Below are 15,225 nucleotides of genomic sequence, written 5' to 3'. Positions count from 1 at the left end.
ACGGTTCCGCACGTGACCGTGGCTCAGTCGGAGGGGGCCGCTGGGCCGTCGAGGGCCGACGCGAGCGCCGCGACGTCCTGCAGTGAACGCAGCGCGTCGTTGAGGTGGGTGCAGGTCGAGGTGCCGACGAGTTCGGCCCGGACCCAGCTGCGCAGCTCGGTCACCGGGCGTCCGATCACGCGCTGACCGCTCGTCGCCGCGGCCGGGCACTCGATCCACGGCAGGACCCGGGCCGTCGACGTCAACTCGGTGACGGTCAGTGCGGTGTCCACGGCAGCCTCGATCGTGTACTCGTGGATGACCGTCTCGCCGCCGTCCGGCAGGGCGTAGGAGTCGCGGAACATGGCGTCGACCTCGTAACCGCCGGCCACCCGGGTGAGGTCGAGGCGCCGACGCCGGCGCATGCCGGTCGGGGGCAGCTCGGGCACGTCGTGCCAGGACCACGGGTCGTCCTCGCGCTCGAGAGCCGGGGCTGCCGGCCCGACGACGGTCGGCGCGTAGCCGGTGCCGGCCGCTTCGGACATGATCGTGCCGCCCGTCGCGAAACCGGCGCACTGGTCGGCGCGCGCCGTCAGGACCGCGAGCGAACCGTCGCCCTCGTCGCCGTCCCACACCTCGGCGGGATCGGCGGCGGTGGCCGCGACGACGTGACCGGAGATGAGCACGCAGACCGGCACGTCGTCGAGCAACAGGTGCAGCGGGGTGCAGTCGCGGGCGTCGGCGCCGAACGCCTCCTGCACGGCGGCCCGGAACCCGCTGCGGGAGCCGCGGCCGACGAGCGCGGCGCCCGCCGGGCCGGCGCCGTCCAGTTCGAGCACCGTGCAGCCGTGCGTGTAGTCGACGACCGCGTGGGTCGCGGCCGTTCCGAGCACCTCGGGGGTCCCGTCGCCCGCGGTCCGCAGGTCGCGCGCGGCGCCGATCAGGTGCAGGGGGCCGGTCAGCCCGTCGGTGCGCAGGATCTCGGTGCTCGCGGTGCGACGCACCGAGTTCGGACGCCGGATCGGCGTGGACCGCGTCGGTTCGTGAATGCCGTGCCGCGGGTGGACGGTCTCGGCCCTGCGTGCCCCCGGGTCGCCGGGCTCGGTCATCCGAGCCAGGAGCCGGTCATGGTGGTGATCACCGATCCGTCGGTGTCGGCCAGCTTGAGCCCGACCATGCGGGCGGAGAGCTTGCAGGTCTGGTAGCGCAGCCGGGGCCGGGGATCGTCCGCGCACGCCAGCACGACGCGTGCGGTCTCCTCGGGCGGCCGGGGACGCGCGGTGGACGCGGCCTCCTCGTAGCTGCGCTCGATGCGGGCGAGTTCCGGATCGTCGGTCGCGACGCGACGCAGCCCCCGGTCGTCGTGCTGCGACTCGATCTTGCCCGGTTCGACGAGGCTCACGCTGACGCCGAAGCGGGCCGCGACCGGGTGCAGTGACTCGAACAGGCCCTCCAGCGCGAACTTGGCCGCGCAGTAGGCGTCGCGGAACGGCTGGCCTACGACGCCGCCGATGCTCGAGATGGCGATGACGTGTCCGGTTCCGGCGGCACGCATCATCGGCAGGAAGGCCTTCGTCGTGCGCGCGGCGCCCAGGACGTTGACCTCGAAGCTGCTCGCGAGGTCGTCCATCGACAGCTCCTCGAGGGTGCCCTGATATCCACGCCCGGCGTTGTTGACGAGCACGTCGAGTCGTCCGAACCGCTCGGCGACGAAGGCGTGCAGCGCGTCGACCGACGCCGGCGAGGTGACGTCCAGCGGGTGCACGGTGATACCGGGCGCCGTCAGCGCCGCGGCCGCGGCCGCGGCCGCGGCGTCACGCGATGTGGCGACGACCAGGTCTCCGGCCTCGGCGAACGCCCTCGCCGTCGCCAGACCGACGCCCTGTGACGCGCCGGTGACGCAGACGACCCGGTTCACCGGGGCTCCCGGGGAAGGCCGAGCACGCGTTCGCCCAGCATCCCGCGCAGCACCTCGTCGGTGCCGCCGGCGATGCGGTACCCGAGGGCGCCCATCAACCATCGGTTCCAGTTGAACGTGCCCCACTCGCCGGTGTCGGCCACGAAACGCGGTCCGAGCAGATCGAGCGCGAGCTGCCCGATGGCCCGCAGGTTGTCGACGAGCAACAACTTGTCCATGGCCCGCTCGGCTCCGGTCAGCACACGCTCCGGGGTGGCCTGCATGCGTTGCTGCTGGAACCGTGCGGCCCGGACGTTCGTGTGGAGCCTGGCCCAGGCGTCGCGGATCAGCGGGTCGTCCGACCGGCCGGATCGCTGCGCCAGCTGCCACAGCAGCTCCGTCGCCCGCGCGACGATCTCGTGGGACCGGTCGCCGGTCACGCGACGCTCGTGGGCGAGGGTGTCGAGCGCGATCGTCCAGCCGGCGCCGACGTCCCCCAGGCGGAGTGAGTCGTCGACGACGACGTCGTCCAGGAACACCTCGCAGAACGAGGCGCCGCCGGTCATCTGCCGCAACGGGCGGACCGTGACGCCGGGACGGTCCATCGGCACGATGAACATGGTCAGGCCCCGGTGCTTGGCCACCTCGGGATCGGTGCGGACGAGGGCGAGACCGATGTCGGCGAAGTTGCCGTTCGACGTCCAGACCTTCTGCCCGTCCAGGTGCCATCCGTCGTCGTGGCGGACGGCGCGGGTGCGGACGCCCGCGAGGTCGGAGCCGGCGCCGGGCTCCGAGAACAGCTGGCAGGCGATGCGGTCACCCCGCACCAGCGATGCCGCGTACTCGCCCACCTGCTCGGGCGTGCCGTGGTAGCGGATGGCCGACTGCACCGTGCCCAGGCCGATGCGCAGCGGGCTCATGTCGACGACGTCGAAGGCGCCTTCGAGCATGCGGTAGAGGCGCTCGTAGGAGTCGGGCAGGCCGCGCCCACCGTGTTCGGGCGGCCCCGAGATCCAGCCGAAGCCGGCGTCCCAGCGGAGGCGCTGCCAGGCCCGCGCCGCGTCGACCTCGGCGCGTTCCTGCTCGCCGGAGGTCTCGTGGAACAGGGTCAGCCGTTCGTCGCCCTGTCCCCAGCGGACCGCCTGCTCGGCGCGCGGCGGCGCGTGGGCGGTGAGGAAGCGGAGCGCCTCGGCCGCGAAGTCCCGCTCCTGAGGATCCTCCGCCAGGGCGAGCAGTGCGTTCGTCGTGACGTCCGCGGTCATCGCGGTCACCGTCCCATCGCGGTCATCATGGCGGCGCGGTTCGCGGTCGGGGAACCGAGTAGCGCGGTGCCGGCGACGGCGCGCTTGTAGTACAGGTGCGCCGCCGATTCCCAGGTGAAGCCGATGCCGCCGTGGAGCTCGATGTTCTCCGTCGCCGCGTACAGGTACGCCTCCGACGCCAGGCCCAGGGCGAGGGGGGCGAGTTCCGCGAAGTCCTCGGCGCCGGTGTCGAGGGCGTGGGCCGCCGCCGTCACCGCCGAGGTGGCGGCCTCGACCCGCAGCAGCATGTCGGCGCATCGGTGCTTGACCGCCTGGAACGAGCCGATGACGCGTCCGAACTGCTCGCGCACCTTGGCGTACTCGACCGCCATCTCGAGCGCACGTCGGGCGCCACCCATGTGCTCGGCCGCGAGCGCGACCGAACCGACGGCGACGGTGCGCGCCAGCACGTCCGCGGCCCGCCCGGCAGCGCCGATGAGCCGCGCGGAAGCGCGGTCGAGTTCGACGCTGCCCTGGCGACGCGTCTCGTCCAGCGTCGGCAACGGGGTGCAGCGCACGCCCTCGGCGAGGGCGTCGACGGCAAACAGCGCAGGGCCGTCGTCGTGCACGGCGGTGACGAGGTAGAGGTCGGCGGCCTGCGCGTCGGGCACGAATGTGCGACGACCGGACAGGACGTGTCCCTCGCCCGAGCGCGAGGCACGCACCTCGAACACGTCCGGACCGCCGTAGGAGCCGCTGTCGCCGAGCGCGGCCAGCGTCGCGACACGGGAACCGTCGGCAACGGCCGGCAGCAGGTCGTCGCAGACCGCGGTGTCGTCGGACGACAGCAATGCGGTCGTCGCCAGCACGGCGGAGGAGAGGAAGGGCACGCAGGCGAGAGCGCGGCCGAGCTCCTCAAGCACGACCTGCAGTTCGCCGGCACCGAAACCGCTGCCGCCGTAGGCCTCCGGGACGGCCAGGCCGGGCAGCCCGAGCTCGTCGGACATCCGCCGCCACAGCGCGCGATCAAGGCCGGACTCCGTCGCCATGACCCGACGCACGTCGGCCTCGGGCGCGTGGTTGGCGAGGAAGGCGCGCACGCTGGCGCGCAGGGCCTCGCGCTCGTCGTACCCCGCGGCGGGTGTGTCGTGCCCGGTGCGGTCGATCTCGTCGGTCACCACAGGGTGCGCACCTGCCCTCCGTCGACGACCAGGAACTGCCCGGTGATGAAGCCGGCCCGGATGGAACACAGGAAGGCAACCGCTGCCGACATCTCCGACGGGTAGCCGATGCGGCCCACCGGCACGATGTCGCTCTGCATGGCGTCGAACTCGCTGTACGGCACCCCACGCTCCTCGGCCTGACGCTGCATGTAGTCGGTGAACCGGTCGGTCAGGAAGGAACCGGTCCCCATCGTGTTGACGGTGATGCCATGCGGCGCGACCTCGGCCGACAGCGACTTGTTGAACGACACCGCGGCGCTGCGGGTGAGGTTCGCGGTGAACAGCGGGAGGTCGCGATGGACCTCCTTCGCGGAGATGGAGTTCAGGGTCACCAGACGGCCCCACCCGGCCGCCGTCATGTCGGGCAGGACGGCCTCGGTCAGCCAGTGCAGTGCCAGCACCATGTCGTGGTACGCCGACGTGAGGGCGTCGTCGGTGACCTGCTCGTAGCGGCCGTGGGTGGGCCCGTACACGTTGAAGACCGCGATCTCGACCGGCCCCAGCTGCTCCCTGGCCGTCGCGACGACACGTCGGATGTCGGCCTTCACGCGCATGTCGGCGACGACGCCGACGGCGGTGCCTCCCGCTGCGGTGATGGCGTCGACGGTCTCGGCGAGCGCCTCGGCGCCGCGGGCGCTGACGACGACGCGAGCCCCTTCGGCCGCCAGTTCGGTCGCGACCGCGCGGCCGAGACCCTTGCTGCCGCCGCTGACCACGGCCACCTTGCCGTCGATGCCGAGATCCATCGCCGGCTCAGTACTGACTGTTGCCGGCATCGACGGTCAGCGCGAGCGCCGTCACGTGCCTCGACTCGTCCGAGGCCAGGAACAGCACCGCGTTGCTGATGTCGACGGCCTCGGTGACGTCGATCGGCAGGCTGTTGGTGAACATCGCTCCGACGCGGGGGTTCGCGGCGATGCCCCCCTCGATCGCGCCGCCGGTGTCGCCGGTGCCCATCGGGGTGTCGACGCCGGTGGGGTGGACGCTGTTGACGCGGATGCCGTCCTTCGCCAGCTCGTGGGCGAACGCCCGGGCGAGCCCGGTGACACCGTGCTTGCTGGCGACGTACGGGACGAGGAACGGCAGAGCCTTCAGTCCGGCGACGGAACTGGTCAGGACGATCGAGCCGCCGCCACCGCTCACCAGGTGCGGCGCCCCGGCCATCACGGTGTTCCAGCTGCCGATCAGGTTGACGTCGATCGTGTCCCGGAAGATCTCCGGCGTGACGTCCTGCCACTGGGCAGGAATGCAGATGCCGGCGTTCGCCACCACGATGTCGAGGCGGCCCAGCCGGGCCACGCCGTCCGCCACGGCGTCCTCGAGGGCCGAGGCATCGCGGACGTCGACCTCGTGAGCGACGGCCCGGCGGTCGAGTGCCTCGACGAGCCGGACGGTCTCGGCGAGGTCCTCGGGTGTCGCGGCCGGGTAGTTCACGCCGCGCATCGGTGCGCACACGTCGACCAGGACGACGTCTGCACCCTCCTGCGCCAGCCGGACCGCGTGCGATCGTCCCTGCCCGCGCGCGGCGCCGGTGATGAGCGCGACCTTGCCCTCGACCCGTCCGGCCACGTCAGCCGTCCCTTCTCGGTGTGAGGCCGAACCGCTGCATGAAGATCTCCGCGGTCTCGTGCTGGCGCGCATACCGCTCCCTGCCCTCCTCGAGCACGGCGATGCGTTCCTGCTGCCGGGCGACGGCCCCGTCGTCGGGCCGCTCGGCGGTGCGCAGGTCGTCCAGGACGCGGCGCTCGTCGCGCAGCAGCTCGGCCAACCGCACGACGACCTCGTTGTAGGTGAGGAGGTCGTAGTCGTCGTCGTCCCCCCGCTGGGGTTCGTGCTCGTCGGGAGTGGTGGCGTCCTCGGTCGTCATCGTCCGGTCCATTCCGGAGCCCGCTTCTCGGCGAAGGCGCGGGCCCCCTCCTCGGCATCGTGGGAGGTGAAGACCGGGGCGAAGATCTTCTCCGACTCGCGCCAGGCCTCGTCGTCCATCGCCCAGTCCGTGGCCTTGCGGACGATCTCACGCGTCGCAGCGACCGCCAAGGGCCCGTTGGCAGCGACCCGCCGTGCGAGCGACATGGCGCCGTCCAGGGCGCCGCCCTTCGCGGTGACGGCGTTGATCAACCCGAGCCGCAGCGCCTCGGGTGCGGAGATCGGATCGCCGGTGAGGGCGAGTTCCATCGCCACGGCCTGTGGGATGCGCCGGGGCAGCCGCAGCAGCCCACCGCCGCCGGCGACGAGCCCCCGCTTCACCTCCGGGATGCCGAACGAGGCGTCCTGCGCCGCGACGATCAGGTCGCACGCGAGCGCGATCTCGCACCCGCCGGCGAGCGCCGGGCCTTCGACCGCCGCGATGAGCGGCTTCTTCGACGGTCGGCGGGTGAAGCCGAGCATGCCGCGTTCCTCGTCGGCCACCTTCTCGCCGGCGAGGAAGGCCTTGAGATCCATGCCGGCACTGAAGTAGCCACCGGCGCCGGTGATGATGCCGATGGTCAGGTCACTGCGAGCGTCCAGCTCGTCGACCGCGCGCTGGGCGGCGTCCGACACCGCCCGGTTCACGGCGTTGCGGGCCGAAGGGCGATTGATCGTGATGACCGCGACCCCGTCGCGGTGTTCGACCAGGACGACGTCGTCCACAGGTGCTGTCCCTTCGATCCGGCGGGAGTAAGGATTGCTCCAAGAAGCAAACTAAGTAAACTATTTTGCATGATAGCGCCCCGCCCCTCGCTGGCGGCAGCCCTCCGGGTGGAGCGGACCGGCGACTGGCGATTCTGCGCGCTCATGGAGGACGGTCGGCCCGACCGGGTCTTCGGCGGCCAGGTCATGGCCGTTGCCTTGCTCGCGGCGGGAACGACCGTCTCGGGCGATCTCGGCGCCCACGTGCTGCACTCACGCTTCCTGTGGCCCGGTGACCCGCACGAACCCATCGAGTTCACCGTCGAGCCCGCCGAGGACCGGGGCGCGTTCGCGCACCGCCGGGTCGTCGCCGGCCAGGGCGCCACGCGCATCCTCGACCTCACCGTGTCGTTCCATCGCGACGAGTCCGGTCCGGAGTTCGAGCCGACCGCCGTCGCCGTCGCCGTCGAGGACCCCGAGCGGTTGCCGACCCTCGGTGAGCTCGCCGAGCGGGTGGACGGTGGCGCCCGGAGGTGGTGGCAGCGACTGGAGCAGTGGCTGCCGGTCGAGATGCGTTCGTCGGTGCTGCCCGGTCGCTGGACGCCCGCGCCGGAGGAACCCGTCCTTCCCCGGCAGTCGATCTGGGTGCGGTCGTTCCACCCGCTCGACGCCCCGCTCGATGCCGTCCCGCCCATCCCGGAACGGCTCGGGCATGCCGCCTCTGCCGTCTACGTGTCGGACCTCTTCATGCTCACGGCGGCCATGGTCCGACACGGTGTCCGTCACGACGACCCCGGCGTGCTGTGCGTGACCTTGAACCACTCCATGTGGTTCCACCGACCCTTCCGTGCCGACGAGTGGTTCGTGCACGAACAGGAAGGCTTCTGGAGCGGCGCCGGCCGTATGCTGTCGCGCGGCCAGATGTTCGATCGCGCCGGCCGGCTGGTGGCGACCACCATGCAAGAGGGCCTGATGCGCGTGAGCGACGAGTCGCTCCTGCTGGCCTCGGCGCGCCTGCCGCGTTGAGTATGCGATTCCCGCCCGGGCCGTCGGCCGAACACGACTAGAGAGCGAGCACCACATGTCCAAGCCGATGCAGGGCGTCAAGATCCTCGAGGTCGCTCAGTACACGTTCGTCCCCGCTGCGGGGGCCGTGCTCAGCGACTGGGGCGCGGACGTGATCAAGATCGAACCGGCGGAGACCGGCGACGCCCAACGGGGCATCGTGCACGTTCTGGGTCTGAGTGCGCTGGAACCGGGCAGTTCGTTCTTCCCGATCATGGAAGGGCCGAATCGCAACAAACGGTCCGTCGGTCTGGACCTGTCGAAGCCCGAATCGCGCCCGGTGATGGAGTCGCTCATCGAGCAGGCCGACGTCTTCCTCACGAACTACCTGCCGAGGCTGCGCACGAAGTTCGGTCTCGAACTCGAGGACGTGCGGCGCATCAACCCCGACATCATCTACGTGCGAGGCACCGGGTTCGGGGCGCAGGGACCGGAGGCGGGCAACGGTGGCTACGACTCCACCGCCTTCTGGGCGCGGGCCGGCAGCGCAGCGCACGTGACGCCACCCGGCGCGGACGCGTTGTGCGCCATGCCCACGGGCGCATACGGCGACAACCTCGGCGGCATGACCATCGCCGGCGGCATCTCGGCTGCGCTCTACAAGCGTGCCGTCACGGGCGAGACGTCCGTCGTGGACGTCTCGCTGTTCGGCGTCGGCGCCTGGGCGATGCAGTACGCGATCAACCTGTCGATGGTCGTCGGCGGCCCCCTGCACGAGATCGGCAACCCGCGCAACGTCGGTTCGAAGAATCCCCTCAGCGCCAGCTATCAGACCTCGGACGGGCGCTGGGTCATGCTCACCATGCTGCAGCCCGGCCGGTTCTGGCCGGGATTCGTCGAGCTCATCGGCCGTCCCGAGCTCGCGACCGACGAGCGCTTCGACACGGCGGAGAAGCTGATGGAGAACGCTCCTCTCGCGGTGACGGAGCTGGCCGCGACGATCGGCCGACAGCCTTACGACCACTGGGTCTCGCTGTTCGAGACGATGGACGGTCCGTGGGCACCGGTGCAGGAGGCGTGGGACATCGCCAACGACGCGCAGCTGCGTGCCAACGGCCAGATCGCGTCCGTCGTCGACGCGGACGGCAAGGAACGGGAGCTGGTGACCAGCCCGGTGCAGTTCGACGAGACGCCGCAGACGCTGCGGCGAGCACCGCTGTTCGCCGAGCACACCGACGAGGTGCTCGCCGAACTCGGCCTGTCCGAGGAGCAGATCATCGATCTGAAGATCGCCGGCGCTGTGACCTGACGAGACCGCCCGACAGCGTCCTCACGCCCTCCGCCGGACCGGTCGGCGGAGGTGTCGTGCTGCCCGGAAACGGGCACTGCGAAGTGATGCCGACCGACCCCGTCCAGCGTCCCGAACTGGTTGTCTTATTTAGCTAACTGTTCTAGTGTGACGACGCTCGCTGTGACCTGCGCCGCACCCACCGCGGCCCCCCGTCAGTCGCTCCGCGACGACCTCGAAGGGACCCGACATGACAGCTGTTTCCGAGTCCAAGGCCGACGACCTCCGCGACGCCGGGCCGACCGTGCACTTCGACCAGCTCATGCAGCAACCGCCGCGTGAGGCCTGCGCCCATTTCCGCATCATGATGGACCTGAAGGAGCAGGGCCCGGTCCACTTCGGTGACGCGTCCGGCAACCCGTTCTGGGTGTTGACCGGGGCCGACGACCAGCGGGCGGCGTACCAGAACTCGCGCGTGTTCTCGTCCAGCGCGGTCGTCCCGGACTCGCCGAATCCGCCGTACTTCTGGATCCCCGAGATGCTCGACGCGCCGTTGCACAACAAGTGGCGCAAACTGCTCGGTCCGCTGTTCTCGCCGGGCACCGTCGAGGCGATGGAGGGCAAGATCCGCGAACGTTTCACCACGGTGATGGACGAGGTGGCCGGCCGCGGCCGGTGCGAGTTCAACCAGGACGTCGCCCTGAAGCTGCCCAACCAGGTGTTCATGGACCTCATGGGTCTGCCGGTCGAGGACGCCGACCAGTTCCAGGTGTGGGAGACGCAGATCCTGCACCAGGGCTCGTCCGCGTCCGAGAGCGGTATGCAGGCCGCCATGGCGGTACACGCCTACTTCGACAAGCTGATCAACGAGCGGCGGTCCGCGCCCAAGGACGACATCCTGAGCAAGGCGTTGAGTTGGGAGATCGACGGCGCGCCGATCTTGCACGACGACCTGCTCGCCTTCTGTCTGCTCATGTTCATGGCCGGTCTCGACACCGTGGCCACGCAGCTCTGCTACACGATGTTCCACCTCGCGAACCACCCCGAGGATCGCGCACGGCTCGTCGCCGACCCCTCGCTCATCCCCACGGCCATGGAGGAGTTCCTGCGCTACTACTCCTTCGTGACTCCCGGCCGGAAGGTGCTCGAGGACACCGAGATCGCGGGCCAGCAGCTCAAGGCGGGGGAGATGGTGTTCCTGCCCCTCGTCACCGCCAACCGCGACGCGCGCGAGTTCGCCGAGCCGGACAAGGTCATCATCGACCGCCGGGAGAACCGGCACGTCGCCTTCGGATCGGGCCCGCACCGCTGCCTGGGCGCGCACCTGGCCCGGCTGGAGCTGAACGTGGCGCTCGAGCTGTGGCTGCAGCGCGTCCCCGACTTCCGCATCGACACGTCGACGCCGGTTCGTGAGCACGGCGGTCAGATCGGACTCGTGAACCTCCCGCTCGAATGGGATCTCGCGTAGCGGAACCGCCTTCCGGACCCCGCCGCCGATCCTCCATCACCAGAGAGTCTGCTGAATGCTCACGTACGTCATCATCGGGCTGGCCGCCGGGTCGATCTACGCACTCGCGGCGGCCAGCATGGTCGTCACCTATGCGTCGGCCGGAATCCTCAACTTCGCGTTCGGCTCGATGGCCTATTTCGTCGCCCGGTTCTTCTACTGGGCGAATCAGACTCACCAGTGGAATCTGGGCCTGTCGGCGTTCCTCGCTCTCGCGGTCGTCGCGCCGCTGCTCGGGGTGATCCTCTACCTGGCCGTGTTCCGATTCCTCCGGAACAAGGCCACGCTGGTGAAGATCTGCGCCGCGATCGGCGTCTCGGTGGCGCTCCCCGCCATCGCGATCATGCTGTTCGACAACCCGGCGATCACCGCGGCGCCGGGGCTCGCCCCGATCCCGGTGAAGTCCTGGCAGATCCTGGGCACGTCGATCGACCTGGACACGATCATCATCTTTGCGTCGCTGCTCGTCGTGGTGGTCGTGGGAACCGTCGTCATGAGGTACACCGATGCGGGGCTCAAGATCCGCGCCGTGGTCAGCAGCGAGGCGCTGACCTCGCTGTCCGGGACCAACCCCAATCGCGTCGCCCTGGGCGTCTGGGCGGTCAGCGGTCTGCTCGCCGGCGCGGCCGGCATCATGTCCGGCCCGACGCGCGGCATCGAGATCTCGACGATGACCGCGCTGATGGCCAGCGCGTTCGCCGCGGTGGTCGCGGCCAAGCTGCGCAACGTCGGCACCGCGGTGGTCGTCGCCCTCGGCATGGGGGTGCTGACCTCGCTGCTCCAGTACTGGCTGCCGGACAACTCGCGTACGAGTACGGCGATCTACCAGTCGGTGCCGCTGTTCATCATCGTGGTCTTCCTCGTCTGGTTCATGATCCGCGGCACCATCCTCGACCAGGAGGCGTCCGGCGGGGGAGCGTTGGACGCGGCGATCAAACCGGCCGGCGGCGAGTCGGCCGGGGTGGCGCAGGAGGGCTCGGCGGACAAGGTGGGTCTGCTCTCCGCCCGCCAGCTCGTCGCGATGCTCCCCATGGTCTTCCTGCTCGTGGTGCCGCTGCTGTTCCAGGACGACAACTACTGGCTGGGGTTGGCGGCGCGCGGCATCGCACTCGCCATCATCTTCCTGTCGTTCAGTCTCGTCACGGGTGACGGCGGCATGATCTGGCTCTGCCAGATCACCTTCGCCGGTGGCGGTGGGCTGATCGCCGCCAAGCTGTCCAGCGAGCACGGCTACAACCCGATCGTCGCCGCACTGATCGGTGCGCTGTGCATGCTGCCCGTCGGTGTCCTGATCGGTGCATTGACCATCCGGCTCGGCGACCTGTACGTCGCGCTGGTCACGCTGACGTTCGGACTGCTGATCGACACCATCATCTTCCAGGACCCTGCCTACTCGCCGGGTCTCGGCGGGGTCCCGATGGACCGGCCCGATTTCGCGTCGTCCAACTTCGACTTCGCCTACTTCGCGCTGGCCGTCTTCTGCATCATCGGCCTGTTCATCTGGAACCTGCGTCGGTCGACCACCGGACTCGCCATGACCGGCACGAGGTGGAGCGAGACCTCCGCCCGCATGCTGGGGCTGCGCACGGTGTACCTGAAGTTGTTGCTCGCCGGCATCGCCGCGTTCGTCGCCGGACTGGGTGGCGCGATGCTCACCATGTACGACCAGAGCAACGACCCGTTCACCTACAGCACGTTCGCCGGCCTCATCTGGCTCGCGGTCCTGGTCACCAGTGGCGTGCGGTCCGTGACCGCCGCCCTGCTCGCGGGCCTGGGCTTCACCCTGCTGCCCGCCTTCTTCTCCGACAACCTGAGCGGTGACATCTGGCTCCAAGTGCCGACGGTGCTGTTCGGGCTGGGTGCGATCGGGCTCGCGACCAATCCCGACGGAGTTGTGGCGATGCACGGCCGCCAACTCATGCACCTCATCTTCGGAGTGCTGTTCAGGGGAAGGAAGGTGGACGTGCGTCCCGACAAGCTCGACGACCTCGACACCGACGCCGTCCTCAAGAGCGATGCCGAACCCATGACGGCACCCGATCCGAACCCGGGCGCACCGGCGGTCGCCGGCGCCGCACCGGCGGAGGTCACGCGATGACGCGCCTTGCAGATGCCGCCCCGGTCCTCGAGGCGCGCGGGATCACCGTCCGCTTCGGCGGCCTCACCGCGGTCAACGACGTGTCCGTGGCCGTGGCGCCGGGTCAGGTGGTCGGCCTGATCGGACCGAACGGCGCAGGCAAGAGCACGTTGTTCAGCGTCCTGTCGGGGTTGCGCCGACCGAATGCCGGTCAGGTGTACATCAGCGGCGGCGACGTCACGAAGGCCTCGCCGCAGGATCGGGCCGGCCTGGGCATGGCACGGACCTTCCAGCACCCGGAACTGTTCGCAGGCCTCACGGTGCGCGACCACGTCACGCTCGCGTACCGGGTCGCGCGCACACCGCGGCGCGTCTGGACCGACATCTGGGCGGCGGGCGGGTTCCGCCGGCCGTCCAAGGTCGAGACGGAGCGGGTCGATCTCATCATCGACAACCTGAACCTGACCTCGATCCAGCACCGACCGGCGATGGGCCTGCCCCTCGGGCTGGCGCGGCTCGTCGAGCTCGCGCGGTCCTTCGCCCGGGAACCGCGCTTCCTGCTCCTGGACGAGGCGTCATCGGGTCTCGACCAGGCCGAGACGGACGAGCTCGTCGACGTCCTCAAGCAGATGGTGCACAGCCGCGGGGTGTCGTTGCTGATGGTTGAGCACGACGTCGAGATGGTGCTCGGCATGGCCGACTACGTCTACGTGCTCGACTTCGGGACACTGATCGCCGAGGGCCCGCCGGAACAGATCCGCAACGACCCGAAGGTGCGCGCCGCGTACCTGGGCGAGCAACTCGACGACGCCGGCCCGGCGATCGGCACAGTAGGAGCCACGGCATGAGCGCCACCGACGCGATCCTCGACATGACCGATGTCGAGGTGCGCTACGGGACGGCGTTGGCGCTGTCGAAGTTCTCGCTCACCGTGAGGCGGGGCAGCGTGCTGGCGCTGCTCGGGCCGAACGGCGCCGGCAAGTCCACCGTTGCCCGAACCGTCAGCGGCCTGATCCGAGCCACCCGCGGTTCGATCACCTTCGACGGCCAGGACATCACGAAGAAGCGGCCGGACGAGATCCGGCGGCTGGGGCTGCTGCACCTGCCCGAGGGCCGCGGGGTCTTCACCGGGCTCACCGTCTCGGAGAACCTGCGTATGGCCGCCGCGACGCTGCCGCGCGCCGAGCGCGGCGACGCCATCGCCCGCGCCTACGACATGTTCGGTGTCCTGGGCGAGCGGCGCCGGCAGCTCGCCGGCACCCTGTCCGGTGGTGAGCAGCAGATGCTGTCGCTGTCCCGGGCGCTCATCCTGTCGCCCACGCTGGTGGTGGCCGACGAGATGTCGCTCGGACTTGCCCCACTGATGGTGGACGCCGTGTTCGAGGGACTGGCGCGGGCGAGGGAGGCGGGGGTGGCCATCGTGCTCATCGAACAGTTCGTCCACCGCGCGCTCGCCTTCGCCGACGACTGCGTCGTGGTGTCACGTGGGCAGTCCGTCTGGAGCGGATCGGCCGGCGAAGCCAAGGACGAGGTGCTGCAACGCTATCTCGGGTCGGCCGCGGCATGACGCCGGCGTCGCTCGTCGGCACGAAGGTCGGCTTCGTCGGAGCCGGTCGCATCGGGCTCCCCATGATCGAGATGCTGACGCGTGCCGGCGCCTCGGTGACGGCCTACGCGCGCAGGGCGGAGGTCCGCGAGCAGGTGGCGGCGACAGGCGCAGGGGCGGTGGCGTCCCTGCCGGAACTCGGCGACGACAACCAGTTCGTCATCGCGTGCCTGTTCACCGACCAACAGCTGAGCGACCTCGCGGACGACTTCGTCGGCGTGCTCGGGCCTGGTGCGACGTTCGTCTCTCACACCACCGGCTCGCCGCAATGGCTCCAACGTTTCGCCCGTCGGTTGGACGCCGAGGACCGCGGCGTCGGTGTCGTCGACGCTGCCTTCAGTGGCACGGCCGAGCACATCCGGTCCTCGTCCCTCACCGTCATGTTGGGCGGCGCGAAGGAGGACGTCGAGAGGGTCGAGCCGGTGGTGCGCGCCTATGCCGACCCGGTGATCCGTACCGGCGAGCTCGGCTCGGCGATGGTCTTGAAGTTGATCAACAACGCCGTGTTCGCGGCGAACGTGCAGCTCGCGCTGGAGGTGGCCGGGGTCGCCCGGACAGCCGGCGTGCCGCTCGAGTCGTTGTACGAGGTGTTGCTGTCCTCCAGCGGGGGTACCCGCGCGCTCGCCTACATGCAGGACTTCTCCTCGCCCGAGGAGTACGGCCGGCAGGTCATCCCGTACCTCACCAAGGACATCGCCACCTACGAGGCCGTGGCGACCGAGCTGGGTCTCGATCTGGGACTCATCTCGCGGACCGCCCGCGGCGGTGCGATCGACGTCTCGGGCGGCTGAC

At 70.2% G+C, this 15,225-nt stretch carries 15 protein-coding genes; 7 read left to right on the top strand and 8 right to left on the bottom strand.

Translation table 11 applies throughout. The features are described 5' to 3' along the window. Positions 1-23: 23 nt before the first annotated feature. The 8 genes from ACYVP9_RS19360 to ACYVP9_RS19325 are packed head-to-tail and all read right to left on the bottom strand — an operon-like array spanning position 24 to position 6,971. Positions 24-1,088: a DUF2889 domain-containing protein gene (locus tag ACYVP9_RS19360; RefSeq protein ID WP_460606578.1), complete on the bottom strand. Its 1,065-nt coding sequence runs from the start codon at positions 1,086-1,088 to the stop codon at positions 24-26. After that, the gene (locus ACYVP9_RS19355; RefSeq protein ID WP_460606577.1) at positions 1,085-1,897 is read right to left on the bottom strand and encodes an SDR family oxidoreductase; all 813 of its coding nucleotides are present in this window, start codon (positions 1,895-1,897) and stop codon (positions 1,085-1,087) included. The genes ACYVP9_RS19360 and ACYVP9_RS19355 overlap by 4 nt, the downstream gene beginning before the upstream one ends. Continuing rightward, on the bottom strand, positions 1,894-3,138 hold the full coding sequence (locus ACYVP9_RS19350; protein ID WP_460606576.1) for an acyl-CoA dehydrogenase family protein: 1,245 nt from the start codon (positions 3,136-3,138) through the stop codon (positions 1,894-1,896). Before ACYVP9_RS19350 ends, ACYVP9_RS19355 begins: the two co-directional genes overlap by 4 nt. Positions 3,139-3,143: 5 nt before the next feature. Continuing rightward, entirely contained in the window at positions 3,144-4,295 is a 1,152-nt protein-coding gene (locus ACYVP9_RS19345) for an acyl-CoA dehydrogenase family protein (protein WP_460606575.1), read from the bottom strand. Next, positions 4,292-5,086, bottom strand: a complete 795-nt coding sequence (locus tag ACYVP9_RS19340) for a Rossmann-fold NAD(P)-binding domain-containing protein (protein WP_460606574.1) — start codon at positions 5,084-5,086, stop codon at positions 4,292-4,294. Before ACYVP9_RS19340 ends, ACYVP9_RS19345 begins: the two co-directional genes overlap by 4 nt. A 7-nt stretch (positions 5,087-5,093) precedes the next feature. Then, positions 5,094-5,909, bottom strand: a complete 816-nt coding sequence (locus ACYVP9_RS19335) for a mycofactocin-coupled SDR family oxidoreductase (protein WP_460606573.1) — start codon at positions 5,907-5,909, stop codon at positions 5,094-5,096. Position 5,910: 1 nt separating this feature from the next. Further along, positions 5,911-6,207: an acyl-CoA synthase gene (locus ACYVP9_RS19330; RefSeq protein ID WP_460606572.1), complete on the bottom strand. Its 297-nt coding sequence runs from the start codon at positions 6,205-6,207 to the stop codon at positions 5,911-5,913. Continuing rightward, entirely contained in the window at positions 6,204-6,971 is a 768-nt protein-coding gene (locus ACYVP9_RS19325) for a Clp protease/crotonase-like domain-containing protein (RefSeq protein ID WP_460606571.1), read from the bottom strand. The genes ACYVP9_RS19330 and ACYVP9_RS19325 overlap by 4 nt, the downstream gene beginning before the upstream one ends. A 69-nt stretch (positions 6,972-7,040) precedes the next feature. On the opposite strand from ACYVP9_RS19325, the gene ACYVP9_RS19320 reads away from it, so the two are divergent. The 7 genes from ACYVP9_RS19320 to ACYVP9_RS19290 all read left to right on the top strand — a co-directional run bounded on the left by ACYVP9_RS19320 (position 7,041) and on the right by ACYVP9_RS19290 (position 15,224). Further along, the gene (locus ACYVP9_RS19320; protein ID WP_460606570.1) at positions 7,041-7,976 is read left to right on the top strand and encodes an acyl-CoA thioesterase; all 936 of its coding nucleotides are present in this window, start codon (positions 7,041-7,043) and stop codon (positions 7,974-7,976) included. A 55-nt stretch (positions 7,977-8,031) separates the two neighbouring features. After that, positions 8,032-9,264 carry a CaiB/BaiF CoA transferase family protein gene (locus ACYVP9_RS19315; RefSeq protein WP_460606569.1) on the top strand — a complete coding sequence of 411 codons (1,233 nt, stop codon included), beginning with the start codon at positions 8,032-8,034 and terminating at the stop codon, positions 9,262-9,264. A 229-nt stretch (positions 9,265-9,493) separates the two neighbouring features. Then, positions 9,494-10,711, top strand: a complete 1,218-nt coding sequence (locus ACYVP9_RS19310) for a cytochrome P450 (protein WP_460606568.1) — start codon at positions 9,494-9,496, stop codon at positions 10,709-10,711. A 55-nt stretch (positions 10,712-10,766) separates the two neighbouring features. Then, positions 10,767-12,848, top strand: coding sequence for a branched-chain amino acid ABC transporter permease (locus tag ACYVP9_RS19305; RefSeq protein ID WP_460606567.1), 2,082 nt, complete (start codon positions 10,767-10,769; stop codon positions 12,846-12,848). Further along, the gene (locus ACYVP9_RS19300; protein ID WP_460606566.1) at positions 12,845-13,675 is read left to right on the top strand and encodes an ABC transporter ATP-binding protein; all 831 of its coding nucleotides are present in this window, start codon (positions 12,845-12,847) and stop codon (positions 13,673-13,675) included. The genes ACYVP9_RS19305 and ACYVP9_RS19300 overlap by 4 nt, the downstream gene beginning before the upstream one ends. Continuing rightward, positions 13,672-14,394 (top strand): ABC transporter ATP-binding protein, encoded by a 723-nt coding sequence (locus ACYVP9_RS19295; protein WP_460606565.1) that lies wholly within the window; start codon positions 13,672-13,674, stop codon positions 14,392-14,394. The genes ACYVP9_RS19300 and ACYVP9_RS19295 overlap by 4 nt, the downstream gene beginning before the upstream one ends. Next, on the top strand, positions 14,391-15,224 hold the full coding sequence (locus ACYVP9_RS19290) for an NAD(P)-dependent oxidoreductase (RefSeq protein ID WP_460606564.1): 834 nt from the start codon (positions 14,391-14,393) through the stop codon (positions 15,222-15,224). The genes ACYVP9_RS19295 and ACYVP9_RS19290 overlap by 4 nt, the downstream gene beginning before the upstream one ends. Position 15,225: the final 1 nt, after the last annotated feature.

The sequence above is a fragment of the Jatrophihabitans fulvus genome, assembly GCF_054781375.1.
The sequence above is the reverse complement of the archived record's forward strand: the minus strand, read 5'-3'. Positions and strand labels throughout refer to the sequence as shown.

Bases quoted from the DNA above. Each gene is read 5' to 3' on its own strand.
- ACYVP9_RS19360 (WP_460606578.1), bottom strand. From the start codon at position 1,088: ATGACCGAGCCCGGCGACCCGGGGGCACGCAGGGCCGAGACCGTCCAC.
- ACYVP9_RS19350 (WP_460606576.1), bottom strand. From the start codon at position 3,138: ATGACCGCGGACGTCACGACGAACGCACTGCTCGCCCTGGCGGAGGAT.
- ACYVP9_RS19340 (WP_460606574.1), bottom strand. From the start codon at position 5,086: ATGGATCTCGGCATCGACGGCAAGGTGGCCGTGGTCAGCGGCGGCAGC.
- ACYVP9_RS19330 (WP_460606572.1), bottom strand. From the start codon at position 6,207: ATGACGACCGAGGACGCCACCACTCCCGACGAGCACGAACCCCAGCGG.
- ACYVP9_RS19320 (WP_460606570.1), top strand. From the start codon at position 7,041: ATGATAGCGCCCCGCCCCTCGCTGGCGGCAGCCCTCCGGGTGGAGCGG.
- ACYVP9_RS19315 (WP_460606569.1), top strand. From the start codon at position 8,032: ATGTCCAAGCCGATGCAGGGCGTCAAGATCCTCGAGGTCGCTCAGTAC.
- ACYVP9_RS19310 (WP_460606568.1), top strand. From the start codon at position 9,494: ATGACAGCTGTTTCCGAGTCCAAGGCCGACGACCTCCGCGACGCCGGG.
- ACYVP9_RS19305 (WP_460606567.1), top strand. From the start codon at position 10,767: ATGCTCACGTACGTCATCATCGGGCTGGCCGCCGGGTCGATCTACGCA.
- ACYVP9_RS19300 (WP_460606566.1), top strand. From the start codon at position 12,845: ATGACGCGCCTTGCAGATGCCGCCCCGGTCCTCGAGGCGCGCGGGATC.
- ACYVP9_RS19295 (WP_460606565.1), top strand. From the start codon at position 13,672: ATGAGCGCCACCGACGCGATCCTCGACATGACCGATGTCGAGGTGCGC.
- ACYVP9_RS19290 (WP_460606564.1), top strand. From the start codon at position 14,391: ATGACGCCGGCGTCGCTCGTCGGCACGAAGGTCGGCTTCGTCGGAGCC.